21 protein-coding genes are annotated in these 26,229 nt (G+C 39.3%); all 21 read right to left on the reverse strand.

The genetic code is table 11. The features are described 5' to 3' along the window. Positions 1-91 precede the first annotated feature (91 nt). Positions 92-616, reverse strand: a complete 525-nt coding sequence (locus tag B3297_RS06670; protein WP_286768010.1) for a hypothetical protein — start codon at positions 614-616, stop codon at positions 92-94. Then, positions 613-1,551 (reverse strand): hypothetical protein, encoded by a 939-nt coding sequence (locus B3297_RS06675; RefSeq protein ID WP_286768009.1) that lies wholly within the window; start codon positions 1,549-1,551, stop codon positions 613-615. Before B3297_RS06675 ends, B3297_RS06670 begins: the two co-directional genes overlap by 4 nt. A gap of 1,038 nt (positions 1,552-2,589) precedes the next feature. Then, complete coding sequence (locus B3297_RS06680) at positions 2,590-3,777, reverse strand: DUF1501 domain-containing protein (RefSeq protein ID WP_286778596.1); 1,188 nt, start codon at positions 3,775-3,777, stop codon at positions 2,590-2,592. Positions 3,778-3,796: 19 nt separating this feature from the next. Continuing rightward, the gene (locus B3297_RS06685; RefSeq protein ID WP_286778597.1) at positions 3,797-5,170 is read right to left on the reverse strand and encodes a DUF1800 domain-containing protein; all 1,374 of its coding nucleotides are present in this window, start codon (positions 5,168-5,170) and stop codon (positions 3,797-3,799) included. 111 nt (positions 5,171-5,281) lie between these two features. Further along, entirely contained in the window at positions 5,282-6,841 is a 1,560-nt protein-coding gene (locus tag B3297_RS06690; protein ID WP_286778598.1) for a capsule assembly Wzi family protein, read from the reverse strand. Positions 6,842-6,946: 105 nt separating this feature from the next. Continuing rightward, a complete protein-coding gene (locus B3297_RS06695; RefSeq protein ID WP_286778599.1) occupies positions 6,947-8,329 on the reverse strand; it encodes a nucleotide sugar dehydrogenase in 1,383 nt (460 codons plus the stop codon). Positions 8,330-8,378: 49 nt separating this feature from the next. Next, positions 8,379-9,494: a DUF1972 domain-containing protein gene (locus B3297_RS06700; RefSeq protein WP_286778600.1), complete on the reverse strand. Its 1,116-nt coding sequence runs from the start codon at positions 9,492-9,494 to the stop codon at positions 8,379-8,381. Beyond that, positions 9,469-10,854, reverse strand: a complete 1,386-nt coding sequence (locus B3297_RS06705) for a glycosyltransferase (protein WP_286778601.1) — start codon at positions 10,852-10,854, stop codon at positions 9,469-9,471. The genes B3297_RS06700 and B3297_RS06705 overlap by 26 nt, the downstream gene beginning before the upstream one ends. Before the next feature lie 2 nt (positions 10,855-10,856). Next, positions 10,857-11,543, reverse strand: coding sequence for an acyltransferase (locus B3297_RS06710; protein ID WP_286778602.1), 687 nt, complete (start codon positions 11,541-11,543; stop codon positions 10,857-10,859). After that, a complete protein-coding gene (locus B3297_RS06715; RefSeq protein ID WP_286778603.1) occupies positions 11,527-12,282 on the reverse strand; it encodes a glycosyltransferase family 2 protein in 756 nt (251 codons plus the stop codon). The genes B3297_RS06710 and B3297_RS06715 overlap by 17 nt, the downstream gene beginning before the upstream one ends. Then, positions 12,275-13,312, reverse strand: coding sequence for a glycosyltransferase family 92 protein (locus tag B3297_RS06720; RefSeq protein ID WP_286778604.1), 1,038 nt, complete (start codon positions 13,310-13,312; stop codon positions 12,275-12,277). The genes B3297_RS06715 and B3297_RS06720 overlap by 8 nt, the downstream gene beginning before the upstream one ends. A 7-nt stretch (positions 13,313-13,319) precedes the next feature. Beyond that, positions 13,320-14,327, reverse strand: a complete 1,008-nt coding sequence (locus B3297_RS06725; RefSeq protein ID WP_286778605.1) for a hypothetical protein — start codon at positions 14,325-14,327, stop codon at positions 13,320-13,322. A gap of 304 nt (positions 14,328-14,631) precedes the next feature. Beyond that, positions 14,632-15,924: a lipopolysaccharide biosynthesis protein gene (locus B3297_RS06730; RefSeq protein ID WP_286778606.1), complete on the reverse strand. Its 1,293-nt coding sequence runs from the start codon at positions 15,922-15,924 to the stop codon at positions 14,632-14,634. Between the two features lie 141 nt (positions 15,925-16,065). Beyond that, positions 16,066-17,175 (reverse strand): GDP-mannose 4,6-dehydratase, encoded by a 1,110-nt coding sequence (gmd, locus tag B3297_RS06735; protein WP_286778614.1) that lies wholly within the window; start codon positions 17,173-17,175, stop codon positions 16,066-16,068. A 67-nt stretch (positions 17,176-17,242) separates the two neighbouring features. Beyond that, positions 17,243-18,193 carry a GDP-L-fucose synthase family protein gene (locus tag B3297_RS06740; protein ID WP_286778607.1) on the reverse strand — a complete coding sequence of 317 codons (951 nt, stop codon included), beginning with the start codon at positions 18,191-18,193 and terminating at the stop codon, positions 17,243-17,245. Between the two features lie 31 nt (positions 18,194-18,224). Further along, complete coding sequence (locus tag B3297_RS06745; protein WP_286778608.1) at positions 18,225-20,621, reverse strand: GumC family protein; 2,397 nt, start codon at positions 20,619-20,621, stop codon at positions 18,225-18,227. Positions 20,622-20,717: 96 nt separating this feature from the next. Next, positions 20,718-21,590, reverse strand: coding sequence for a polysaccharide biosynthesis/export family protein (locus tag B3297_RS06750; RefSeq protein ID WP_286778609.1), 873 nt, complete (start codon positions 21,588-21,590; stop codon positions 20,718-20,720). Continuing rightward, a complete protein-coding gene (locus B3297_RS06755; protein WP_286778610.1) occupies positions 21,575-22,327 on the reverse strand; it encodes a tyrosine-protein phosphatase in 753 nt (250 codons plus the stop codon). The genes B3297_RS06750 and B3297_RS06755 overlap by 16 nt, the downstream gene beginning before the upstream one ends. Positions 22,328-22,447: 120 nt before the next feature. After that, a complete protein-coding gene (locus tag B3297_RS06760; RefSeq protein ID WP_286778611.1) occupies positions 22,448-24,073 on the reverse strand; it encodes a hypothetical protein in 1,626 nt (541 codons plus the stop codon). Between the two features lie 24 nt (positions 24,074-24,097). Continuing rightward, positions 24,098-24,625 (reverse strand): hypothetical protein, encoded by a 528-nt coding sequence (locus tag B3297_RS06765; RefSeq protein WP_286778612.1) that lies wholly within the window; start codon positions 24,623-24,625, stop codon positions 24,098-24,100. Positions 24,626-24,856: 231 nt separating this feature from the next. Then, on the reverse strand, positions 24,857-26,229 hold a 1,373-nt coding region (locus tag B3297_RS06770), incomplete at its 5' end, for an exopolysaccharide biosynthesis polyprenyl glycosylphosphotransferase (protein ID WP_286778613.1).

Here is a 26,229-nt window from a genome sequence, read left to right on the forward strand (position 1 = left end):
TGTAGTTCATAGGCCGGATACCTTCAATTTTAGTGTTTGCATATACTAAAATTTAATAACTTCAAACATCCATTAAAATGTTCTTTTTTAGCTAATGGTTGTCTTTGTACACTTTTGAATTAGAAAAGTATGCACTGATTTTTGTTGCGTAAAATATAATTATAATGGATAATAGTAATTTAATACCTTGAGTGACAAGGTTACTAAATTCAAATCCTCTATTTAGAACGTCATTCTGAACTAAATATATGTATTTAAACAGATTCACTATAAAGCTTGGTAATGATAAAATAACCAAAGTGATACCAATTAAGATAAATCCAAATCTATATGCTTCAAATTTATTGCAAGCTAATGCTTTATCATCTGTAGGATCATCTTTAATAAAAAAATGTACAAATACTTCTGATTTTAGTAGGAAAACAAAGGCGATCAATAATTGTAGAATCAAATTAGACCAAAGAATAAGAAGAACCGAATTCTGTTCATTCATGTTTGTACCGTTAATTGATACAGCATTATATAACAATAATTCTTTAGTTGAATTGATACTAAATAAAACTAGAAATATTCCTAGGATTTTTATTGAAATATCAAATAGATCCGTTTTTTTCATGGTTGAATATTTTTATTTTTTATTGACCTTATGCTATTAATCCTTTTGTTTTTGTCAAATCCTACCTCTAGACTAAATTTTTCTATACCTTTTCTGCCACCTTGATATTTGTAATTCAGAAAAACATAATCTTCGGAGTATGTCGCTAATTTCTCAATCTGATTTATAAATACCATGTCTTCACTTTGATTAAATTGTTTAGAAAGATTTTGCCAATCACTTTGATTAATTCTCCCATTTAATCTTTGGGTAATGTAGTAGGAAACATTTTCTAATTCATTATTTTTTACTTTTTTATAGAACTCTTTGAAGTTTGAGTCCAGCTCTAATAGTTCATTTTTATTTAGAAGCCAAGATCTCCTCTTACTTAAATATACATTAATCTTATAAAATGGCTTTTTGGCTGCAACATTTAGAGGTAAATCTATCAGTTTTAAAGATGACTTAATCGAAATCGAATCATTTACTTTCCATGAATTTGATTGTATTATATTAACAAATTCTTTTTTTAAATCGTCGGGTGTATAATAGCCCTCTTGTTTACCAATTCCATGCCTTTCAGTAATTTCTTTTACTAGATTTTCATATTTTAAGCACATTGCATAAATAAATTCTTTTGGTTTATTGCTCTGAGTAACTGTCTGAAAATTGCTGGTATCCCAGTCATATTGTATTTCTGCGAGGGCAGAGTCTTTTTTAAATGTTGTATAAAAAACTAATAGATTAGGAATAGTATTTTGCTCTCTTTGGAATATAATTGGTTGATTCCAACTGGCAACTGTCATAATTTTTGCAGTTGGCAGAAAAATTGCATTTCCCATTTCTTTTTCTTTAGCTAGAAAATGCTGTAGCTTTTGGTTTATATCCGTATCTATCAATTCTTGTGATAGAACAAAATTAGGGATTAGGAGCAAAAGGATAATAAAATGTTTCATTTAGATTTTTCGATAGTATTTGATTAAATATGTCAACAGCTTTTTTATGATATTTAAGGTTTGCGGACATGTATTTTATCCCCAATGTTTCATTGATAATCTCTAAAATAATCTTATGAAAGCCAATTTTGTTGTTTGTAATTTTTATATCAGTGAAATTACTAAAAATTAAATGTTTAATTTTGCTTATTTGATCTTTGACAAAAACATCCTGATATACGATAAAAAGTACTGAACAATGAATTTTTATCATAAAAATTTCATCAAAATATCTTGTTGTAAGAAGTAGCTTTGACAATATATTTCGGATATAAAAAAAAAGCCACTCCCTTTGGGAAGTGGCTTCAATAAATTAAATAAATACAAACTTCAAACTACTTTATTACAGTTTCTATACTCTTTTGAAATATTTCTCACCATCAGGCTTGGCCATATTAAGCTTTTGACATATTTAAACAATTGTAATTGCACTTAATGTCCTGTACACCATAACTAAGCAGCCATGATCTAAAATGAACAGGATCTAAGGGAGTAAAATGGATCACTTGACCAGATGTTAAAAGTAAGGAAAATAAGCCGGCGGCCGCGATAAACTTAATAATTTCACTAGGATCACAACCGAGCTGGTTGGAATATAAAATTGCATCCATAATAAATAACTACACCATTAAATAAGACGTTTTTTTTAGCGAAATAATTTAATTGAAAATTTTACTTAAGTATATAATACTTTAAAAATAATAAAATTATTTTTATTTACTCATATGGATTAATATTTTTTATTAGCTTGGTTCGTTACTAGGCTTCCATAAGCTCTTTTTGTAAATATTTTAAATCTAGGCTTCGGATTAGCGCATCAGAATGTGAAGTGTAATCTTCCCTTAGCTAGCTACACCTAAAACTAAAGAATTCCAAAAACCTGAGCTGGCTGGAATATAAGATTGCACCCATAATAAATAACTACACCTTTAAATAGGTCGTTTTTATGCAAAATAGGTTAATCAAAAATTTTATCTGTTCACTGGACTCACCGTTCTCTCATATAAAGTCATAGATACCATTTTTCCAGCCCAGAATTCTCCTATCGTCCGCCTTGAGCCAGTTTTTCAATACAGTTGCATAGACTTTACGGAAGTCTTCGGTATAGATGAGATCGCCATCTTTAAGATGCTGCAGATCAGGCAGTGCATTCAATAATCCCTTCTTCTTTAGACCACCTGAAATAAAAAACAGCTGATTAGCAGTTCCATGATCGGTTCCGTTACTCGCGTTCTGAGCCACCCGCCGCCCAAATTCGGAAAAAGTCATCAACAGCACATCGTTAAACAGTCCATTTTCTTTTAGATCGTGTACAAACGCCCTCACCGCATCATTAATAATCTTAAATAGGTTCTCCTGCTGCTGCTTTTGATTGACATGTGTATCGAAGCTCCCGATCTGAAGATAATAAACTTTGGTATTGATATCTGACTTGATAAGAGAAGCTATGGTCTTAAAATCCTTTGCCAGGGCCGAATCGGGGTATTGCATCTTATTTGCTTTGGTTTTGCTTTTATCAAAGATATAAGCTGCATTATTGATGGTGGACCCCAACGTCTGGTAAAGATATTCTACGGTTTCGTCATCATGACGATGCGCTTGATGGATAAATTTAAAGTACTCTTCGCGACTTGTCTGATACATTTTCTTGGGATCTTGAAATGCAAAGGCTTTGGACTTGTTCCCTTTCATCGCCAGGCTCAGCATATCACCGACTTCGAGTGCTTGTGTGGGATGTTCGCATCGGTAACAAGCCTCATCGAGATATCTGCCTATCCAACCGCTTTCAAGATATTCATCGCTCCTACTGGCACTCTGCCAGATATCCATACTCCGAAAATGAGATTTATCAGGATTAGGGTAGCCAACATTGTTCAGCACAGCGATCTCCCCACTATCAAAAAGTTCTTTAAAGAAGCTCAAAGCAGGGTTTATACCGGCCTCGTCCGTCAGAGGCAAAGCATCATTGACCGCAATCACCTTTCGTTCACGAAAATAGATATCGTTTCGTACCGGAATAATTGTATTAAGCCCATCATTCCCTCCGTTGAGCTGCAAAACCACCAATACTTTATTATCCTTTCCAAGTGCTTCGGGCAGAGCCATCGCCTTCAGGAAATTGGGAAGCATCAAAGAAGCTGTAGCCAGAGAGCTCATTTTTATAAAATCACGCCTTTTAATAATCATAGCTATATTTTTTTAAAGGTTAGCAAAGCTGATATTCGGGCGTGCTCATGACATCGATGATATCCGTGCGGACACGACCATCCGAGAATCGCTGGAATACCTTATGGCCTTCGGCCCAGCTTTTTTGTAAAATGATTTCGGAAACATTTCTACCGGCAAAAGAAGTTTCTACCTTGCTCCAATCAATACTCATCTTGGGGTCTTTGAATGTGCTTGTTAGATTCTGTTTTTGAGGAAGTCCCATTTCGAGGTCGTCGTCTGGCCGGGGTTTCAGATCGAGCGGCCTCAGACCAGTCCATATTTGCGGCATCTGCATACGGAGCAATAGTGTAGAGCTATCGATCCATGACCTTCCTGATGGCCATCCAGCCACATTTGGCGGATAGAGTAGCATCTGGCCCAATAGCTTCTGGTAAGTAATCAAATTTTCGGGAACACCGACTTTCATATCCAATATACGCATCATGCCCACCATTAATTCGATGGGCGACTTAATCTTGCTACCCATATGTTCTTTTTTGAAGAACCATGGCGATGTGAATATATCTTCGAGCAAGGGCATTATCTCATAACCCGTAGCATACAACTTTTCACTTAAACGATGAATGAGCTTGTCATCTGCTTTTTCATTGACAAAAAAACGATAGATTTTAGTTGCAATAAATTTAGCTGCAGCAGGTTGTTCCAGGATAATATCAAGGATAGCATTGCCGTCAAAGTTGCCCGTTTTTCCAAGGAAAGTTTTCATCCCTTCATCGTGGATATTTTTCCTTTGTATAAAAACAGCATCCTTGTTGTAGGACCAGCCAGTAAATGCCCTTGCGGCTTCACGCACATCATGTTCGGTATAGTTTCCCCTCCCCATTGTGAAAAGCTCCATGAGTTCACGCGCAAAATTTTCATTGGGATGTCCTTTGCTGTTCTGCTGATTATTGAGAAAATTGAGCATTGCAGGTGATGTGGAAACTGCCAAAAGTAGGCTTTTGAAGTTGCCGAGTGCATTTTCCCTGATTTTATTCAGCAACAGCTCATTAAACTGCGGGCTGCCGCTCCTTGAAGCAAAATGGCCGTGCCAGAAGAAAGCCATTTTTTCGCGGAGCTGATCTTCAGAGCTGACCATTTCCTGCAGGAATTTGAGGTTAATTTCGTTGATCTGTTTCTGATTTCGTCGCTGAAGCTGTTTTTTCTGTTCGGCATCGAGCTGTGATGCTGGCAGATCATCGAAATCGAGCTTCAGGGGAGTAAAATTAATTGGGCGGAAGGGTCTGCTCTGTGCAAGTTCCTTCCAAAACTCTTCTGGATGAAGATGGTTTAATCTTTCGACCTGCGCAAGGCTGATTCCGAAACCTGCGCGAATGGCCAAATGTTTATTTTTAATAAAGTCCGTTGCCATACCACTTCATTTTTTTAATAGACTGTCTTTCAGCAAAAAAGATTAATCGCCTTTGCTCTTCAATATTAACGCTGATTGAATCTAATAAATTATAGTGCTATGAAAGATAACTTATTTTTTAGCTATGCCGTACACTTTTCGTAAAGATACACGTGCTCCGAAACTATTCTCCAGCAGCTGCCCCTGATCCAAGGCGAGCGATACCCCGAGGTACATTTTATTTTTGAGCTGCCGCTCACCCGATAAAATTGCAGAGAACTGAGATACAGGGACAAATTGTTTCTCGTAGGGCTCACTTTTGATGTTCCCTGTAGTTTTCCCGTAGATACTGGTAGCAAAAGTGCCGTAGTGCCTTGCAAATGTCATTTTGCTGAACACATTCCAGCCATACACCTGGAGCCTCGTTCCGATATGGCCAGCCACGACACGATTGCTGATAAAATAATCACCGGGAAAATTTGCCTGTCCAGCGCGTGCGCTGTGTGCAGTCACTATCAATGGAGAACCTAGGCCTTGGCTTTTGTAAGACCAGCCCTGTAAATAATAGTAATTGTTGTAATAATCTTCATCACCCGATTTCGTTGGCTTTGACCAAGGGTATCCCGCCTGGTCCTTGGAATAAAAGAACTCGACCAGAACCTTGTGCCAATCCCAATTTTTTAACGAGCGGCCAAATCGTTTATTGGTCAAGGTGATGCCATTTAGTCCATCCGCAATATTGGCCAATTTGGAGAGTGCACCCACGTCATAGAAATTTTGCCGATAAGCCATAAGTTGCAAATTGTCCCAATCGTAGGAAAAGGCCATATCGATCGACCCCTGCTGATTTCCCAGCTTAGATGTAGGCACACCTGGGGCTCCATAAGCCTTTCCAAAGACGACATATAGCAAAGTCTGAAAATCGCTTAAGGTATAATCAGTTCCATAAACCTTCTTTTCAGCCCCCCATTGCACCTGATGACTGATACCACCATAGAAATTGATGCGCCAGTCCTTTTTACCGATGCGTCCATACAACGATTTCTGGTGCAGCAATGTGGGCATATTATTATCGCGTGGCGGTGTTTGAAACTGGCCAGGATCGATCAGCATCTTCCCCATATAGCCATTAGCAAAATTACCTTTAAAGGAAAATAAGCCGCCAAACCAAGGGAGCCGATAATATTCGGAGAGCCTTATATCCAGCATAGGAACTCCTAAGGCATTTCCTGATACTGCAAAGTTGCCTGAGCTAAGAAGGGTATCCCCATTGAGCCCCATCACATCTTTGGTACGGCCCAGTTTGGCTTCAAACATTTTAAACCGCAATTTGGCATGTGCATCAATCAGTTGGCCCTGGATTTTGGAACCCATATTGGCACGAGCTTCCACCGCATAGCCCCAGTCCCAGGCAGGAGCCTTATCCTTTACTTCCGGCCACTCTCCTGTATAGCCGTAATTGCGTGCAGCACGCAATAATACACTTCCGGAAGTGCCACTCAGCGGGATCGATCCAAACTGGTTGGATCGCATCCAGAAGGGTACCGCATTATTGCCAGAATATCCTGCATCTACTGTTACCTGGAGGTATTGCCTCATCGTATCTGTCTGTGCAAATAGTATTTTGCTACAGCCAAGCTGCAATATGCACATTAGAATCATATAGCAGCTAATAGTGTAGAAGTTTTTCATAGGTAATAAATTTTTTTGTTAAACAAGCGGGGTTAATCTATTTCTTTGCTGTTTAATGGTTGTACAATTCATTAGGTCTCATAAACTTCTTGATTAAGATTCAAATTATTCACCAATAGCATAATAAGCAAATCCTAAATTCTTCATCTCTTTACAATCAAGTAGTTTACGGCCATCAAATACAAATGCCGGACGTTTCATTAAGTCTTTAATCTTCGCCCAATCATAAGAAGCGAACTCATTCCATTCGGTCAAGATGGCAATAGCATGTGCATCCTGCAACGCCAAATACGGGTCAGATACCACAGTGACTAAGCGGCGATTATCTTCCGGTGATCGACTGCTAAGATAATTCAGATCACGATAAATCTGCTCTTCTGAAACCTTTGGATCATATACCACTATACTAGCCTCTTCATTCAATAAGTGATCAGCAACATAAATTGCCGCGGATTCGCGCGTATCGTTTGTATCTTTTTTAAATGCCCAGCCAAGAAAGGCAATTTTCTTTCCGTTCACTGTATTGTACATGGTTTTTATCATTTTTTCGGCGAAGCGCGTTTTCTGATGATCATTCATCATGATTACCTGCTCCCAATAATCAGCAACCTCATTAAGGTGGTAACTGCGTGCGATATACACTAAATTGAGAATATCTTTTTGGAAGCAAGAGCCACCAAATCCAACAGAAGCCTTCAGAAATTTTGAACCAATCCGACTATCGCGACCTATTGCATTAGCCACCTCTTCCACATTTGCACCTGTTACTTCACACAATTCGGAGATCGCATTGATGCTTGACACACGCTGTGCTAAGAAAGCATTTGCTACAAGTTTCGAAAGCTCAGAAGACCAAAGATTAGTCGTCAATATATTGTCACGTGGCACCCAAGCGGCATAAATATCAGCTAGTGCCTGTACTGCTTCTGGGTCTTCGCCACCTATTAGGACCCGATCTGGATTTTGCAGATCTGTGATTGCTGTCCCTTCAGCCAAAAACTCAGGATTAGAGAGGATGTGGAAATTTACATGATTCCCTGTATTTTCCAATATACTTTTTAGAGCCTCTGCAGTTCGCACGGGTAAAGTTGATTTTTCGACTACTATTTTATCGGTAGTTGCAATACGTGCAATTTGACGTGCACATAATTCGATATATTTCAAGTCAGCCGCTTGCCCTTTTCCTTTTCCATAGGTTTTGGTGGGTGTATTGACAGAAATAAAGATCATATCAGCTTCGTCAATCGCCTTATCTACATCGGTAGAAAAAAATAGGTTTTTTCCTCTCGATTGGGCAATCACCTCATCGAGGCCTGGTTCGTATATTGGCAATTTCAATAGATCTTCATCGTTCCACGCTGCAATACGTGCAGAATTAAGATCAACTACAGTAACTTGTAGATGTGGATTCTTCTGGGCAATGACAGACATTGTTGGTCCTCCGACGTAGCCTGCCCCTATGCAGGTGATTCTTTTTATGTTTTTCATTTCAAATAATAATAATAGTGTAGCATGGCACACACGTTTGTTTAAAATTTTACTTTAATACTTTTTTACCAATCTTTTCTATTTTTTTAAAGTGCTGTGCATATTGCTCAACAATTGTTTCCCAGTTATATTTTTGCCCAATTTTATTACAATTAGCATTTATCATTATAGAATATCTATTTTCCAGCTTATCAACTGATTTTAGAACTTCGCAAACCTCTAAGGCATTAGAAAAATATAAAGCGTCGTCGCCAAGTATATACTTATTAAAAGGATTTGAATTTGCACACACAAGACTATTTGAGGCCATTGCTTCAAGCAATGAGGGATTTGTTCCGCCGACAGTATGACCGTGAAAATAAATATTAGAAAAATATCTGATATTGTTCAGTTTCTCAATATTATATATTCCACCGACAAAATTTATATTAGCATTGCTTTTAAATTTAGATTTTAAATATTGTCCGTAAGGTGTGTCATGTTTTCCAATTACTAAAAAAGGCCTATTACAGTCGGCAAGACTTACACCGTCAAGTATAATTTCTATACTATTTTCGGGTTCAAGGCGAGCAATCAACAGATCATACTTATATGCCTCTAAATTGAATTCTTGAAGAATATCGATTTGAGGATTCGTAAAGACATCCGCACCATAGGGAATAAAGTCAGATTCAACTTTATATTTTTTCTTTAGATAATCTTGTATTCCAATAGAGTCAGAAATTAAATAATCGCTGTATTTAACACCCAGTTTTTCCGCCCAAAGTAGAAAAGAACGAACTTTTTTAGAATATTTGGTTCTCTTCCATTCTAGTCCATCCATATTTGTCGTTATAATTGCACTTTTAGGCATAAGCCAACCCCAAACAGAACTACTTGTATATCCCAATTGCAGTATAATATCTACATTTCTTTTGCGAACGTCCAATATACAGTTCAAGTCGTAAATAAATTGGCCCGCTGTTCCAAGTTTCTCTTCAGGATCATAACAATGGACTATAACAACTCCGTTCCAATGTTTCCCTTGATAAGGATGATTATGCGAGTTATAAACAATGACCTCATGCCCACAATTGACAAGGCCTAAAGCTAAATATTCAGCACACTGTTCAAATCCTCCATAATGATTAGGAATTCCTCTAGTCCCTATTATTGCTATTTTCATTTGCTAAATTAAACTGATATAAATCTTTATAAATCCTCACTGCGTGATGACCTATATAGTTGAAGTTAGAGTCTTGAATAATTTTATTATTAAAAACCTTCAAAATACTCCTATCATTAAATATTTCTCTTAATTTTCTTTTTAAATCATCCGCGGACTCATAAACAAAATTTTCATCATAAGACTTCACGAGATCTTTTGCGCCAACATTTTTTGAGACAATCACAGGAACTCCATATGAAAGAGCCTCTAAAGTAATTAAGCTAAATGTTTCCTGCCAAAGTGATGGCACAATCAACAAATCCATTTTATTAAAGACATCCTCTAAGTCATCATTGCCAAACTTTCCTTTGAACATTATGCCATTACAATCCTGATCAACCCCCTGATGATTACCCCAGACAAATAGATTCCATTTGAATTGATTACTATCAAAATCATCCATAAGAACTTGCTTTAATAAAGGAAAACCTTTGTATGCACTTAAATTGCCAATAAAACCCATTCTTAGAACTCCTTCAGAAAATTCTCTTAAACGCCTATTATCTTTTATTCCCGCATGTGTTATTGGAATTATTACCTCATTTTTAATAATTAAACTGGAAAGATATACGTTCCTTGCTATAGAGCTGTTGAAATGAAACACATCAATCATCTTAAAAATTTCTTTGTAATAATCTAACAGAGATTGATAGGACGATTGAACTTGATTGCTTACCTTTAAATTCTTATCAGATTTAGATAGGGATACCAATTTCCTCTGAGATAGTAGTTGGCCCTTTAATATAAGAGATTTCTTAAACTTATGAATTAGCTTTTCATTTCTCAGTCTCAAAAACAAACTTGAAGGACTATTCGAATTACAAATGGCACACCTTTCACTAGAAGCTTGTGAACATATTTGATTGTTATGATTTATAAAATTTGTTTTCAAACATAACCCAAAATAATCATGGCTTGTATATACAATTTTAATCTTTCGATCTCTTGCTTCTTGTAGAAAACCCACAGGAATACCCATAATTGTGTGCAAATGAATAATCTCAGGCCTTATTTTATCTAAAAACTTAACAAAATGACTTTTATTATATACCCTACGGGGATTTAATGTTAAAGGCTGTTTTACTCCTGACAATAATGAAACTGGATGTGGGTTTTTTATCTCAAAAACACTAACTCCAAGATAATTGCCATTTGATCTCAACATCATTTTTGGATAACCAACTGTTAAATCTGAAGGATACAAAAGAGAAACCACATGACCCTGCTTAACCTGCTCAATCATTAAATCGTTCGAATATTTAGTGAGTCCACCGCTCCTATAAGGAGGAAGTCCTAGTGAATAATGCAAAATTTTCATAACTATCCACGTAGTTTTATAAGTTTCGCAGGAACTCCGCCGATTATAGAATTTGCAGCAAATTCTCCTCTAACAACGGCCCCCGCAGCTACAATACTCCCGTCGCCAAGAATAGTACCATCGAGTATTGTTGCCTTTGCTCCTATCCAGCAATTCGCGCCAATTTTTATACCTTCTCCAATCTCTCCTTGAAGTCTAATGGGCATATCTAATTGGTTATATTTGTGATTCTCTGGATGAAAACTAACATAATTACCTATTATAGTGTCGTCACCGATTGATAACCCTCCTAAACCGCATCCGTAAAAACCATGAGTACCCAATCCAACATTGTGACCAATTCTAATTCCCTTCCCTAATTGCTTTAAACTACCAGTCAAAACAATATACGTTTCAAATCCTATCGAAACATTATTTCCAAATATTAATCCTTCTCGGGACAAGGCATCTATATAACAGTTCCTAGATATATTTAAATTTTTCCCAAACTTTATTTTTTTACGACACTTTATAATTGCTGTTGGATGTAAAAATGCTAATTTGGTTGATTTAAAAACCAATATCGCCCAGATAAGTGAAATCCCTTTTAGAAATAGTAAATTAATCAAATACTTTACTGGTATATCTTTGTCAATTCTGAAGCTATCACCTTTAATTTTTAAGATGATCTTATTAGTTAAGTTTATCATTATTCCTGAATTTAAAAATATTAAAGGCTAAAAGGTCACGAAAATAAATCAAGATATTTACAAACGAATTTAAGGATTTGTGCTTCTTTCGAATGTTAAAAGTTTGATCGATCGCTTTTTTTGAAAAACTCATCCCACCGAATGTCATCTTTGCAATCTCTTTATCAATAAAAAAAGTCCTTAATTTATTTCCTTTTCTCAACAGAAGTTCGTAATCAGCACATATTGAATAATTTAAATCGTAAACACCGACTTTATTAAATAAATTTCGTTTATTGTGAAGCGATCCTACATGAGCTGCAGCCATACCTTTTCTCAATCTATTCCAATCCGCGCTATCACCTAAGATTTTTAATACAACACCAGTATTATTTACATATTGATTATGTGCTGAAATAAAGTCATAGCTAGAAAGATCGTTAGCTTCAAAACTTTCTAAATAGATATCGATGGCCTTATCTAATAATACATCATCCGCACCAATAAACATAATCCACTCCCCTTTAGCAACGTGTATTCCTTTGTTCCATGCGTCATATATACCTTTATCGGGCTCAGATACGACATAAGATATTGAGCCTCTAAAGCTATTTATAACATCCAAAGTTTTATCTTGAGAACCTCCATCAATTATAATTAATTCAACATCTTTACTAAGTTGCCTTACGATACTTCCTAAACATCTCCCCAATACCTCACCAGCATTATAAGTTGCAATTACTATGGATATTTTAATCATTTTGAATACCTTTTTTATTTATTAACATAGCTATTTTTAATTTAATCAAAAATCTGTATATGGTATAATCAGCAGTGATCGCGTATGATTGAGCAAAGTCATATGCGTATTGGGATCTTATATGAGCTGCTGTTTCTCCCACACTGGTAGCAGTGCCTCTCCTTACCTTTTTATCAGTAAACTCTCCATAAGATTTGGTAACATAATGATTAAGCTGAAAAGTAAAATCTGAATTACCTTTAAAAAGCCCTACACGGTTACATCTAAAATTTATAAACTTTTTAAACTCATTAATAGGAGGAAGCTTAAATTCAAATCCCATGAAGTTAACTTTAGAAAAGATCAAATGAATATACTTGTCGGATAGTTTATACAGTTCAAAATCAGTGTTAAACACAGGTTTACCCATATCATAAAATTTATTCCATGAAATAAAATATTGTTCGGTTATTAATTTTGAGTGGTCATGATCTATTCGCCCAGAAGATCCAAATTGTTTCCAATAGATGACCATTGAAGGAAAATTTTCATAGAAACTGAACCAAATTTTTATATCCTCAACTCTTTTAGGACATAAATACTCATCCAAATCTATGAAGGCAACCCACTTTGTTTCGTTCCAAAAGTTATTATAAAAGTGATTATACGCTTTTGCTTGGGCAGGCCTTACAACAGGCCATTCAATCAATGTTATATAACCTGACTTAATATAAGGATCTAATATTTCTAAATAATTGTCTGTAGAAAAATTATTATACAAATAAATATGATCCACACCTACTATTTTATGATATTCAATCCATTCCTTTAAAGAGAGTTCTTCATCTTTAAATATGGCACATATTGAAAAATAATATTTATTATCATTAGACTTTTTTCGAAACCTTGCAATCAATAAAAGGAGATTGTACCAAAAACTTAAAATGTTCATAGCTATCCAAATAATAAATCTCAGAGGGTTTTTCACATATTTATCATGTATAAATATAGAATCTTCGAAATTTTTATTCCTATTTCTTTTATTTTTCATTACTAATTTACATTTTAACTATAGATTTTCTGGAAACGTACCTGATATACTTTTCCCTAACAGGAACATAATCTGTCTTTAGGTAAGAAAATAACCAAATACTAAGCAATAAAGGGATATGAATCATATCATATGAAAATCCCAAGACCAAGAACATTAATAGAAAACAGATACCCCCTACATTCGGACTAAAAGGAAGTAATAAGCGACCCGATTTATACACGCCTATCAGATAAAATATACCAATAAGAAACCCAAATTTTGAAAATATCTTTATATTTCCGTTAGCGATATATATGGCATCGCCAATATGAGTTGCGACAAAACTATTTTTCCTAGATTCTACTCCATAACCAAGTATCGGGTCATAAAGTAGATTCAACCATTCAAACACAGCTCCGTCGATGCGTTGTGGAACATACACGCTATTTATATCACTTTGGAATTCAGAACTATTTGCTGCTGTTTCAATAGAAGATTCTGAGTACATATATGTGTTTAATTTTTTCCCTATAAACGGTAAACTGAAAATAATAGGAATTAGAATTCCAACTGCAATGAAAATAAAAGATTTAGACAGGGTAGACTTTTGAAAAAAATATAGTAGTATAACTGGAAGAAGAGATAAGTATCCGGTGGTACTCTGAGTTGTAATAAGTGCAAGAAATAAAATAAAAAAGTTATTGTTACCCAATATTACAAATTTATTTAAGATCAAATTAAAATAGATAGCTACAATCAAAAATGAGCTATAAAAACCAGGCTCTTGAGCAAAACCCAAGTTACGCACTCCGAGAATATCAGAAGTTGTAGCAACTCCATAAATCAGGATATTAGCCTTTGCTGTATCACTGCCTTCAATCAGATTAAAAGGAATTAAAAATGTTTCGACTAAAATTGGGTTTAAATTATAAATCCCCCAGAATATTAAACTTATTAAAGCTAAAATGGTTATACTCTGTTCATAAAGTATAAAAATCCTGTATCCATATACGGACACAAAAATGTAAGCCATCAAAACATTATAAATCAGAAAGATACTCATGGGATAAATTTCACCAAACTTTAAATATTGAAAAAAGAACCACAATAGAAATACTATTGTAAAATTTAATATAGATCTATTTAACTTAAAAGCCTTAATATTCCTGTAAACCAAAAAAATTGTTAAAATTATCGGAATAAAAAAAGATAAGATAGACTTATATGGAGGAAAGCTAAGAGCCTGAGTATAAGGTGTAGCCATAGCCATGTAGATAATCATTATAAAAAAATAATAACATTCATAACATGCCCCTATTCTTAACTTTATTAACATATCATCTCTTTTTTGAATTTAAAAATGAAAACCAAGGCATTGGGTAAACTCTAAAAGAATATAAGGAAATCAGAACGAAAGTTAACACACTTATAGCAAATGCAGAATACGCTGCTCCGATAGGACCAAATTTTGGAACTATTAAATAAGATACCAGCATCTGTGTACTGCTACATATAAAAGTTATAATACCAAGACCTACTGTCTTTTTTGCCTTGTAAATATATTGTATTGTAAGAGAATAAAAAGAATCAAAAAGCAGACCTAATAAAAGCCATGGCAAGAATGTTTTAGACTTAAAATACTGTTTATTAATTACAAAATGGAAACAAAATTCGATAAAAACATATGAAAATAAAAATAGCAAAATAAAACCAAGTGCGTAAATATAGACCTGCTTCACAATCTTATTCCTTACGGATATTGTATCATCATAAGATTTATGATCTAAATCGCTTAATCTTTTCTGTAGATCTGGAGTGAACGCATTGTTGAATGATGTAACAACAGTATTAAAGATCGCACTTATACTTAATGCCATAGAATACAAACCATTTGCACTTAGCCCGCAAAACATAGTAATTATAATTTTATCTGTTCCATTTTTAAACCAATATGATATTCCATGTGGAAAAAGAGGGATTGAGAATTTAAATAACCTATTAACTGTTATTTTATCAATAGCACCAAACAGTCGATTTTTGACCATTATAATTAGGCTTACTGCCCCCATAATAATAGAAGATGTTGCCATACCTATTATTCGCCCTGTAGCCCCTAACTTATATACAATAACCAATAGAATTAATAATGATATATTTATTGTAATTTGAATTATTTGAAAAACCGCAAAACTATAAGGTTTATTCCTTAACCTATAAATCAAACCAACAATTGACACAAGTGATATGGCAAAAAGATGTAGTAATAACAATAGTTGAAGATGAAAATTTATACCAAATTTTTCAAGGACAAAATCACGAAACATCAATGCCAATATAAAGAATACGGCTATAATTAGAAAAGATGTAAGCACTATTAATGAGACAAGACTTTTAATCTCCTTTTTTTTGCATTCATAGTAAAAGTAAGTAATAGAGCTCACAAAGATGGTGCTGGATAATAAGTTCAATATTGCAAAAAGGATCGTGTAATTGGTTACAATTCCCAATTCACTTGGTACTAAATAATAAGATAACCAAGGAAGTAACAAGAAATTTAACCCCTTGTTAATTCCTTCAGTGAAAGCATATATAAAAGTACTTTTTAAAACTGAGTGTCTCTTCAATAACATGAAATAATTTTAACAAAACAACATAATTTAAAATCTGATCTATTCCTATTAATCCAATAAATTTTATTATTTAGAAATTATACACTGATTAAGATAGCATAAACTGAATAACACAATGTGCCAAAAATATTTACAATCGCTCTAATACATCTTTGACCACTCTAAATTAGAACCCTTTTTCACAACTTCGATATCTGAAATAACCATCTCTTTAACCAACCCTGCCAGATCATACTGGGGTTGCCAGCCAAGCTTTGTCTTGGATTTTGTCGGATCGCCAATTAATAGGTCAACCTCAGTCGGACGGTAATACGCCGGGTCAATCCGCACAACTGTTTTACCAACTTCCAATTGATAGTCCGGATGATGACAGGCAACAACCTTGGCAACCTCATTTTCTTCGGTTCCCTCAAAAACCAATTCCACGCCAACCTCTGCAAAAGATAGTCGAACAAAATCCCGTACCGATGTCGTCACACCGGTAGCAATCACATAATCTTCCGCTGATTCTTGCTGTAAAATTCGCCACATCGCTTCAACATAATCCTTGGCATGGCCCCAATCACGCAAAGCATTCAGATTACCCAAATACAGGCAGTCTTGCTTTCCCAGAGCAATTGCTGCCGTAGCCATCGTTATCTTGCGCGTCACGAAAGTCTCGCCCCTACGCGGCGATTCATGGTTAAACAAAATACCATTGCATGCGTACATCCCATAGGCTTCACGGTAGTTTTTGGTAATCCAAAATCCATAGATCTTAGCCACCCCATACGGCGACCGTGGATAAAATGGTGATTGCTCATCATAAAAACCATGCTCATTTTTGTTTTCTGCCAGACCGCCATATAGCTCCGAGGTGGATGCCTGATAAATACGCGTCTTCTTTTCCATACCCAGAATCCGTACGGCTTCCAAAATGCGAAGTGTCCCCAATCCATCGACATTACCAACATATTCAGGCGAATCAAAAGATACCTTCACATGAGACATTGCCCCTAGATTATAGATCTCATCGGGCTGAACTTCCTGAATAATACGGATCAAATTGGTCGAGTCCGTTAAATCACCATAATGTAACTTGAAACGTACATGTTGCTCATGCTGATCCAAATAAAGGTGGTCAATCCGATGGGTATTGAACGAAGAGGCCCTCCGTTTAATACCATGTACCATATATCCTTTTTCTAAAAGCAATTCAGCAAGGTACGATCCGTCTTGCCCCGTTATCCCCGTAATTAATGCTGTCTTCATAATATTCTTCTGCATATTAATTAAATCCGCAACCGATATCGATCGCAGCTTTATCTCTTAAAAATTTTTACAATTTGACTTCTTTATAAGTATGCTGATTTTCTAAAAACCAAGCATATGTCTTCGCGATCCCTTCTTTTAGTTCAATCTGGTGCCTCCAGCCTAAGGAATGCATTTTCGAGATATCCATCAGCTTGCGTGGTGTGCCGTCCGGCTTACTTTCATCCCAAACAATTTCACCGCTGTGGCCAACAACTTGCTGTATAAGGGCCGCTAATTCCCGGATACTTAGATCAGCTCCTGTCCCAACATTATATAAATATTCCGGTAAAGTATTGTCAATAGCAAATAAAACGGCTTTAGCCAAATCATCAACATATAGAAACTCACGTAATGGACGACCTGACCCCCATAGTACGACCGGAGTATGGCCCTGCTCTTTTGCATCATGAAATTTTCGGATCATCGCTGGGAGCACGTGGGAGGTTTCCAGGTCAAAGTTATCGTGGACACCGTACAAATTGGTCGGCATTAGGCTTACATAATCCTTACCGTACTGTTTGCGGATAGCTTCACATGATTTCACACCACTAATCTTAGCTAAAGCATACCATTCATTGGTGGGCTCGAGCGTGTCAGTCAACAGGTATTCTTCCCGTAATGGCTGGGGTGATAATTTCGGATAGATGCAGGATGAACCCAAAAAGATAAACTTTTTGACTTCACACTTTAACGAATTGTCAATCAAGTTATTCTGGATCTGCATATTCTCCATAATAAACTGATACGGATAATTGTTATTGGCCAAGATACCACCTACACGTGCTGCTGCATCAATTACGATATCAGGACGTGCCCGTTCAAAATAATGTTCAACTTGATCCTGTCGGCGCAGATCCAGCTGTCCAGAGGTCGCCAGAAGCAGATTGGTATAACCCTGTTCCTCCAGACAACGCTTAATAGCGCTTCCTACCATTCCCCGATGGCCTGCGATAAAAATTTTACTGTCCTTGTGCATTTCTTTTGAATTAATTAGCGTTCAATCGTATCTATCGTTTAAATATCCGCTTCCAGAACATCCACCATTTACCCCTTTTGGTTGACTGACCGTAGTCTCCATAGCCATAGCCATAACCGTAACCATAGCCATAACCGTAATTATTGTAATACCCACCCTTGGCCTTAATATCATTGACAATCAACTGGATAGGCTTAATCTTATTACTAGCAACCAAATCATTCGGAATACGCAGCTGCTCTTTGAGGGTAAATCCCTGGCGCACCAGGTACAGACAGCAGTCGGCATAGCGCGACAGCAACTGAGCATCGGTCACCATACCCACAGGCGGCGCATCCATCAATATATAATCGTAGCGCTTGGCCAATTCGTCCATCAGCTCCTGTGTGCGTGGATGAACCAGCAGCTCCGCAGGATTGGGCGGTATAGCACCCGCCTGAATCAAATGTACATTTTCATGGGCACCCGAAGCCATAATGATTTCATCCAGCCGCATATCGGGCCGTACAATATAGTGGGAAAATCCTTTGCCCGCCGGAAGCCCTAGCTTGGAGGTAATGGATGGTTTCCGCAAATCCAGTTCCATCAACAGAACCTTTTTGTCCAATAAAGCCAAAGTAACGGCAAGATTTAAAGCCACATACGACTTACCCTCACCTGACATCGATGAAGTAAAAAGAATACGCTTTCCGCCGTTGAGGGCAAACTCCAGATTGGTCCGCATCGCCCTAAACTGCTCGGCTATGGGTGAACGTGAGGTTTTGGTAACAACGACCTGTTCCATCTCATCGGAATGGGCAATCATGCCTAGGATAGGAAGCTTATTAACAGCTTCAATATCATCCATCCCCTGTATACGTAGGTTAAATAGACCCTTCAGGTAGATCACAGCCAATGGAATGGCCAAGCCAAACAGCAAACCTAAGATATAGATCATCTTTCCCTTGGGTGAAAAAGGCTTCTTTTCAGCCTTTGGCGAATCGATCACCTTGGAATTGGACACATTGGCGGTCCGGCCGATGGCGGTTTCTTCCCATTTTTCCTGCAAAAAGATATACTGTGCCTGTTTGATCTGCTGCAAACGCGATAGATCTATATAGCCCCGCTCAATCGTGGGTACCTGATGGATCTGAGAGGTCACCTGATTGGCCAGCGCCTGCTGGCTTTGTTTGGCCAGTGCCAGCTGCTTACGCGTGGAAGCCACATTGGCTATCATGTCTTGCCGCACACCGGCAATCTGGGTTGTAATATTCTGTACAAGTGGATTATCCTCGGTATTGGCCAGAAGCAGGCGTTCACGCTGCAAGATCAGCTCATTGTAGCGCTGAATTAGGGCATTGAACCCAATGTCCTGCGGAATAACGGCCGAAGGCACTACCCGCGGATGCTTCGTATCGTTGAGATAACCTGCCACAGCATCCAAAGCGGCCAGCTGGGTTTCAACTTCCGCAAGCTTAACGGTAAAATCTGCCGAACTGGCAATCAATACCTTGCCCTGCTCGGATATATCGGCCAGCTGATTTCTCTTTTTGTAACCCGAAATCCGGTCTTCTACACCGGCCAGTTCATCGGTGATCTTCGACAGCCGGGCATTGATAAAGGACAGTGTCGAATCGGCAATGACATTTTTATCGTGCAGATTCAGCTCCACATATTTTTGGATTAGCGTGGTCAGCAGCTGCTCTCCATACTTGGGCAAGGTACTTTCAAGTGTCAGATCAATGGTGGATACATTTTTATTGGTCACCTCTACCAGAAGGGCTTTGCCCAAATCGTCCACCACATCCCGGACAGGACTCAGCACAAAGCCATAATCATCCTCCCTGGACTGGTCAAAAGCCGGGTTGGCAACAGCCTTGAGCTGGCATTGCGGCGCCAGGCTAAAGGTTTGTCCCATACGCACACGGAAGCTGGTATCGGAATTGCTCAGTTCAAGTTCATTGGCATTCAGCGGATGGATCTTGAAACTATAAGGCTCACTAACCGAATCTACTTCGCTCAGCAGCTCCAAAGTATAGGGAGCGTTGCCCACAGGCACATTATGTACCCTGCCGGCCTTGAAATAACGGAGGTAGGCCTTTTCGGCCAGCACCATCTCACGCATCAGATCTGCCGTTTTTAAGACTTCCACTTCATTATCAACGGAGTTCTTGGTGCCCATCAGGCTGGATAGATCGCCCAGTGCAGAAGAGGAAAGCATGCCGCCGCCCTTTTTATCGTCGGACACCAATAGCTTGGCATGGACCTTATAATTGGGAATGCTATAGCGTAGATAAAAGAAAGCACACAATAGGCCCAAAAAACCGCAAAGGGCAAACCAGTACCAATTGGCCATCAAGCGTCCAAAAAAACGCAACAGGTCTTTGTTATCGGACTTTTCAGTCTCAAAATCAAACTCCTCTTCCCAGTCTATATTTTTTTTACTCATACTATTCAATATTTTTATGGAGATGCCCTGTGCAGCTGTCGACTAATGACAATGAACACGGGCACCTTGCTAAAAAGGCTATTTAGCCTGCAAAGATTACCAACGTGAGACTGCAACAATCAGCACCGACAACAACGAACCGATAATGGCAAAAGTCTGGGTACGTGCCGCATTGTTGGCCGCTGCTTTGGCCTTGCCCGGCTCCACATACAGCACGTCATTCTGCCGCAGATAGAAATAGGGGGATCTGAAGACTTCGCTGTCATTCAGGTTGAGCCGCACCAGCTCCTTTTGTCCTTGTTGATCCCTTACCAGCAATACATTTTCACGCTTTCCGTAGATCGTCAGGTCGCCGGCCAGCCCAAGTGCATCCAGCACGGTCACCTTTTCATTGGGTACCGTATAAGTCGCCGGCCGAGTCACCTCGCCCAATACCGTGATCTTAAAATTGGCAAAACGGACCTGAACAGTGGGGTTTTTATAATATTGCGAGGCAAGCTCCGTGATCTTGTCCCGGACCTGATAGGTCGTAAGCCCGCCGACTTTGATCTTGCCCAATAAAGTCATCTGAATAAACCCATCTTTGTCGACCAAAAAACCGCTGATCACCTGATTGCCAACCATGGCAGCCGAGCTGGCACCAATGGCCTGAATGACTTCGGCTTGATTGGCCACAGAACTAGTCATGGGATCCAACGTCTGTACGGTGACACTGAGGATATCATCGGGATGGATGGTAGGCTCGGTAAAGGCCGCAGCTTCTTTCAATACCCGGAGAGAATCTGCCTGCAGATCGTTGAAATAAACGATTTTCTTGACCGAGCAACTGCTCAGTGTCAATAGCATCAGCAAGAAATACAGCCATACGCGATGGTGCCCTGCTTGCTTTTTGTAGTGTGTTTTCATTGTGATATACTTGTAAATTGTAGTTTTTTTTATTTTATATGGTCCGGCTAACCCGATGTCCATGATGGATCAAAAAGATTAGGGTTCAGTAATTCGCATCGTTTAAAATAATTTTTGAGATCTTCACGTTGCAGCCCATGCTCCAGGGCTTTCACATGACGCTCATGATGGGCATCTGTACCGACAAGGTCAACAAGACCTGCGCCAGCAAGATACTTGGCGACACGCTTTTCATGCGTGCCGTAATAACCGATAATGGACAGCAAATTCACCTGCAATAAACAGCCGATCTCCCTTAGCCGGCTTATCTTCTGCATATCGGTATGATAAAAAATATAGCGTTCGGGATGTGCCAGTATCGGGTAATATCCCGCTATCAACAGATCAAAAATCAATTTTTCGATCTGCTTATTTTCCTGAATGTATGACATCTCAATCAGGATATGGTTATTCGGAAGGACAAGAAATTGAGGATCGGGCTGACGCAGAAGCTGCTCAAAATTAGAATCGAGCATATATTCGGCCGCGTAGCCACCTAATTTTTTATCAAAACCCTTGCCCTTGACTTGGTCAAATGATGCCCCGATACGCTCTCGCGTATTCGGGTACATCTCTTGAAAAATATGTGGTGTAAAATAAAAGTGTTGCAATTTCAAATCGACTAGACGGCCCAATAGGTCCATGCTCTCAGCCTCGTCCGTACAACCATCGTCAATACCCGGCAAGAGATGCGAATGCATATCCGTATCCATCCAGCTTAAATCGTAATTCCGCTTTTTTCGGTTAAAAATTGTTAACATCTCTTTGGCAGATAATAATTGATAGTGTTTCGTCTATAAAGGAATATCCGGCCAGCTCGCCCGGCCGGAATATCCCAAATCTACAATCACAAGTTTTTACACTTGAGTTCTTAAATGCTTTTATAATTTGCCGCACTCTTCGGTCAGGATAGCCAGATTGGTCGCTCCTGCTTTGGTTCCGATAATGTCACCCGGCTGTATACCTACTGTGGCTGTATTGTCTGCTGCAATAGTTTTCGCGTTGACTTCTTTCACACGTTGGCCCCAGATCGCTTTGAAATCATATTTGGTACCGTCTGTTTTTAAAAGTGTCGTACGCAAGAATCCATTGTCCACTGTACCTAGGAACTGATACGTTCCAGTGCCGCTTACCCGGTAGAATAACTGGAATGTTGGCAACAGGGTAATGGTCGTTGTTTTGTCCGGACAACGTACATACAGCTGCAGCGTCGACGTAGTTCCCGTAGCATCTCCCGGATTTGGCAATGTCATCGCTGTCACCTGACCACAGGCTGCCAATGGACTTTGATCCAATATATTACCGGCACTGTTGCGCACCACAATACTTGTACCGCTTGACGGCACATCAACCAAACTGATACTTGGATTATTCTTATTGATCGAATATTCACCTGTGGCAATCACTTTGCCGCCCCAGATGGCTTCTACAATAATCGGATAGGTCGACCCATTCGTCATCCAGTCGCCCGAGAACGTGATAACGCGTGCCGAAGGACAGGCCTCACCAAATTCACCTGCCATATAGAATGACAAGTGCTGAACCTGAAAACTTACTTTAAATCCGGCAGCAGCCGAGCCTGTAACTGTACTGTTTTGTTCGTAACGCCAGATGCCATCGGTGCTATTGGAAAAGATCTGAAATACCTGCCCCGCTGCAATGACTGCACCGGATATCGGGCTCACATAACCTGCGTCAACAGGCATACTCACCGTAAGTGGCTGACTGAATTGTTTCACCGCTATACCATTCACCAACATGCTGATTTCAGCAACGGCTGCCGGGCTGAACGTACCTGCAACGATACTGCCGTTGGCCAATACGACTTTGTCGCTTTTGACATCCCCGCCCGGAAGTAATTCGACAGCATCCTCATTGTCGGCATCGATGCTGGTCAAAATAATCTGAACAGTGTTGCCGCCTGTAATGACGTTGCCATTGGCATCTTTAAACTGGGTACCGGTCGGAATGGTTACTTCCATATTGCCGCCGCCTACAGCGGAGGGTACGGTAACTGTCGTTGCGGCTGTTGTGGACCCATTGGAACTGAGGTCAACATTGGCGACCGTTTCCTTCGCACCGTCCGGAACAACTGTCGGTTTTGTCAGCACGATCGTCTGTATACCACTCGATGCATCTGTGATGGCAACAGGTACTTCCTGTGTCGTGTAGCCCGAAGCTGCAAGCTGCACCCGAAAACGGATCGGATTTGCAGCACTGGCCGTCCGCTTAGGATCAAGACCAAAAGTGATCAGGTTATCTGTCAGCTTAAAATCTTTATAGCCATTCATGTTGTAAATGTCCTGAGTGTCTCCAGAACTCAGTGTGACTGTCACCCCGCTGATTGTCTTACCATCAATATCTACCACCTTCAGGGTAGCATAATTTTGAATAACTTCTGTACTTACCTGAAGGTTGAAATCCTTCAGCGGACTCTCACAGGAAGATACCCCGCCCAACAATGAGAAAGCTAAGGCACTATATATCGCGATTTTTTTGATTTTCATAATGACTCTGTTTTATATATTTACCTATTTAAACCGATAACTGATGCCTGCTTCGATACGGGGCAAATAGCGGTAGTTCTTGATGTTATTCTCGATGGTGGCGGCATTATTAACATTTTCTTCCAATAGACCTGTTGCTTCCATCGTCACAGAAGGCTTAGAAAGGTAATAGCAGCCCAAGTCCACATGCATTGAAAAGCGGCTGTCGATCAGGATATTGCTCCAGCCGATACCCGCATAGGGATTAACGGTTTTCTTCCAGGCCACATTGGTCTTTATCGTACCGACCATTTCTGGATCAACAGCAATATCACCATAACGGTAGGGATCCGCCAAACGGGTGGTCAGGGTTCCATCGAGCTTAAAGAAATAGGCGCCGCCCACCTGCACGTTGAAACTGCGGAAAAAACCCCGATTATTCACGAAGGGTGTCCAACCGAAAATAGCAGAGGCATTGGATGATTTGGCCTTGGCCTCACTCCGTGTCGCACGGTTACTATACGTACCCTCAATGTTTGTGCTGAACGGCATATAGCTTACACCGAGGCGCATGCCAAACTGTTGGCCCAGCGGATAATAAAATTGAGCCCCAAAACCTGTGGACCCAAAATGCACCCCAAGCCCCAAGGGGTAGCCGAAAGAGTAGGCTGTCTCGGGTATGCTATCCCGCTCATCACTATTAGCCCGCGATACTGAGATATTGAACAGCATAAACATGCCGAGCAATAGGACGGTTAATCTGGTAACTTTTTTGTTCATAATCTGTCAGTTTTAATATTAACGTTAATAAGCATTTTTCTCTCCTTGCAGCATGTTCAAAACGGTCATGCACACAATTTTAAAGTCGAGCATGGCCGACCAGTTATTCATATAATCCAGGTCATATTCTACCCGTTTGGCCATTGCTCCAGGATCCTTAGTCTCCCCGCGGCAGCCATTGACCTGTGCCCAGCCCGTAATTCCGGGCTTTACAAACTGACGCACCATATAATGCTGGATCAGCTGGCTATAATGTTCGGTATGAGCAAGCATATGCGGACGTGGACCGACCACACTCATCTGCCCCAGAAACACATTGATAAACTGCGGAAATTCGTCCAGATTTGTCTTTCTTAGAAACTGACCTATTGCCGTAATACGCTTATCGCCTTTGACGGCTTGCTTTGCATTGGACTCCGTATTGACAACCATACTCCGAAACTTATAGCAATCAAAAGTCTGATTATTACGTCCGGAACGCGGCTGCTTGAAAAAAATCGGACCTGGACTCTGGATCTTGATAATCAAACCGATAATAGGAATCAACCAGGATAAAATGAATACGATCACGAAAGTAGAAATGACAAGATCGACAATGCGCTTCTTGATGCGGTTTTCCATCGTCGAAAGCGATTCGTCATGCGAGCGAAGCACGGGCAATTCCACCGTCAGCACGCCATCTTTGCTGGAATACGGCATCATTTCAGCCGGAGCAGTCACAAAATTGAGATGCACACATTTGCTGTCAGCTGCCATGATCAATTCTCTGCTGCAGCTCGAAATATCGGGGGAATTGACGACAAACACATCAAAGATCCCCAAACTGGCGACCTCCTCAAAATAACGTCTGAACCTAGTCAAAGTATCATCTTTGCTCGGCAAACCAGGATCGTCGCGGTAAGCGATTGTGTTGACATGATAAAATGGATGCTCCTTGGCAAGGATCCCTGCCACACCAGCCATGTAATCGTTGTGGCCGATCAAGGCTACTTGCTTGCTCCAACCTAAGCGCCGCGGCAATACCGTATAGACATAGGTCAACACAAAACGGGACAGAGCAAGGTAGATAAACATACCTGCTGCCACCACGACAAAGAAAACCCAAACTCCCTTAAGATGATGGCCGATCAGGATACAGCCCGCAAAAATTGCAACCAGCAACAGTGCCGTACGCAACGTGATACGGAATACATTCTCAAGCCGCTCGATGGTCGCATCAGCATAAAGCCGCATATAGAGCGACGAAATGATAGCAACAAGATTAAAAGTCGTCCACAATGAGTAAAAACTGGCCGGCACTTCCTGCCCCACATCCATCCAACCATTGTTGGCTACGACAGAGTAGGCAAGCACAAATAGGATATTCAAAGACACTTGTAATCGGTAAATCAGAATAC

The sequence above is a fragment of the Sphingobacterium sp. UBA3519 genome (genome assembly GCF_002377215.1).
GTDB lineage: Bacteria > Bacteroidota > Bacteroidia > Sphingobacteriales > Sphingobacteriaceae > Sphingobacterium > Sphingobacterium multivorum.

Bases quoted from the DNA above. Each gene is read 5' to 3' on its own strand.
- B3297_RS06690 (WP_286778598.1), bottom strand. From the start codon at position 6,841: ATGAAAAACTTCTACACTATTAGCTGCTATATGATTCTAATGTGCATA.
- B3297_RS06705 (WP_286778601.1), bottom strand. From the start codon at position 10,854: ATGAAAATTTTGCATTATTCACTAGGACTTCCTCCTTATAGGAGCGGT.
- B3297_RS06715 (WP_286778603.1), bottom strand. From the start codon at position 12,282: ATGATTAAAATATCCATAGTAATTGCAACTTATAATGCTGGTGAGGTA.
- gmd (WP_286778614.1), bottom strand. From the start codon at position 17,175: ATGAAGACAGCATTAATTACGGGGATAACGGGGCAAGACGGATCGTAC.
- B3297_RS06695 (WP_286778599.1), bottom strand. From the start codon at position 8,329: ATGAAAAACATAAAAAGAATCACCTGCATAGGGGCAGGCTACGTCGGA.
- B3297_RS06765 (WP_286778612.1), bottom strand. From the start codon at position 24,625: ATGCGCCTCGGTGTAAGCTATATGCCGTTCAGCACAAACATTGAGGGT.
- B3297_RS06685 (WP_286778597.1), bottom strand. From the start codon at position 5,170: ATGGCAACGGACTTTATTAAAAATAAACATTTGGCCATTCGCGCAGGT.
- B3297_RS06745 (WP_286778608.1), bottom strand. From the start codon at position 20,621: ATGAGTAAAAAAAATATAGACTGGGAAGAGGAGTTTGATTTTGAGACT.
- B3297_RS06675 (WP_286768009.1), bottom strand. From the start codon at position 1,551: ATGAAACATTTTATTATCCTTTTGCTCCTAATCCCTAATTTTGTTCTA.
- B3297_RS06700 (WP_286778600.1), bottom strand. From the start codon at position 9,494: ATGAAAATAGCAATAATAGGGACTAGAGGAATTCCTAATCATTATGGA.
- B3297_RS06740 (WP_286778607.1), bottom strand. From the start codon at position 18,193: ATGCACAAGGACAGTAAAATTTTTATCGCAGGCCATCGGGGAATGGTA.
- B3297_RS06710 (WP_286778602.1), bottom strand. From the start codon at position 11,543: ATGATAAACTTAACTAATAAGATCATCTTAAAAATTAAAGGTGATAGC.
- B3297_RS06730 (WP_286778606.1), bottom strand. From the start codon at position 15,924: ATGTTATTGAAGAGACACTCAGTTTTAAAAAGTACTTTTATATATGCT.
- B3297_RS06680 (WP_286778596.1), bottom strand. From the start codon at position 3,777: ATGATTATTAAAAGGCGTGATTTTATAAAAATGAGCTCTCTGGCTACA.
- B3297_RS06760 (WP_286778611.1), bottom strand. From the start codon at position 24,073: ATGAAAATCAAAAAAATCGCGATATATAGTGCCTTAGCTTTCTCATTG.
- B3297_RS06755 (WP_286778610.1), bottom strand. From the start codon at position 22,327: ATGTTAACAATTTTTAACCGAAAAAAGCGGAATTACGATTTAAGCTGG.
- B3297_RS06725 (WP_286778605.1), bottom strand. From the start codon at position 14,327: ATGGCTTACATTTTTGTGTCCGTATATGGATACAGGATTTTTATACTT.
- B3297_RS06670 (WP_286768010.1), bottom strand. From the start codon at position 616: ATGAAAAAAACGGATCTATTTGATATTTCAATAAAAATCCTAGGAATA.
- B3297_RS06720 (WP_286778604.1), bottom strand. From the start codon at position 13,312: ATGAAAAATAAAAGAAATAGGAATAAAAATTTCGAAGATTCTATATTT.
- B3297_RS06750 (WP_286778609.1), bottom strand. From the start codon at position 21,590: ATGGACATCGGGTTAGCCGGACCATATAAAATAAAAAAAACTACAATT.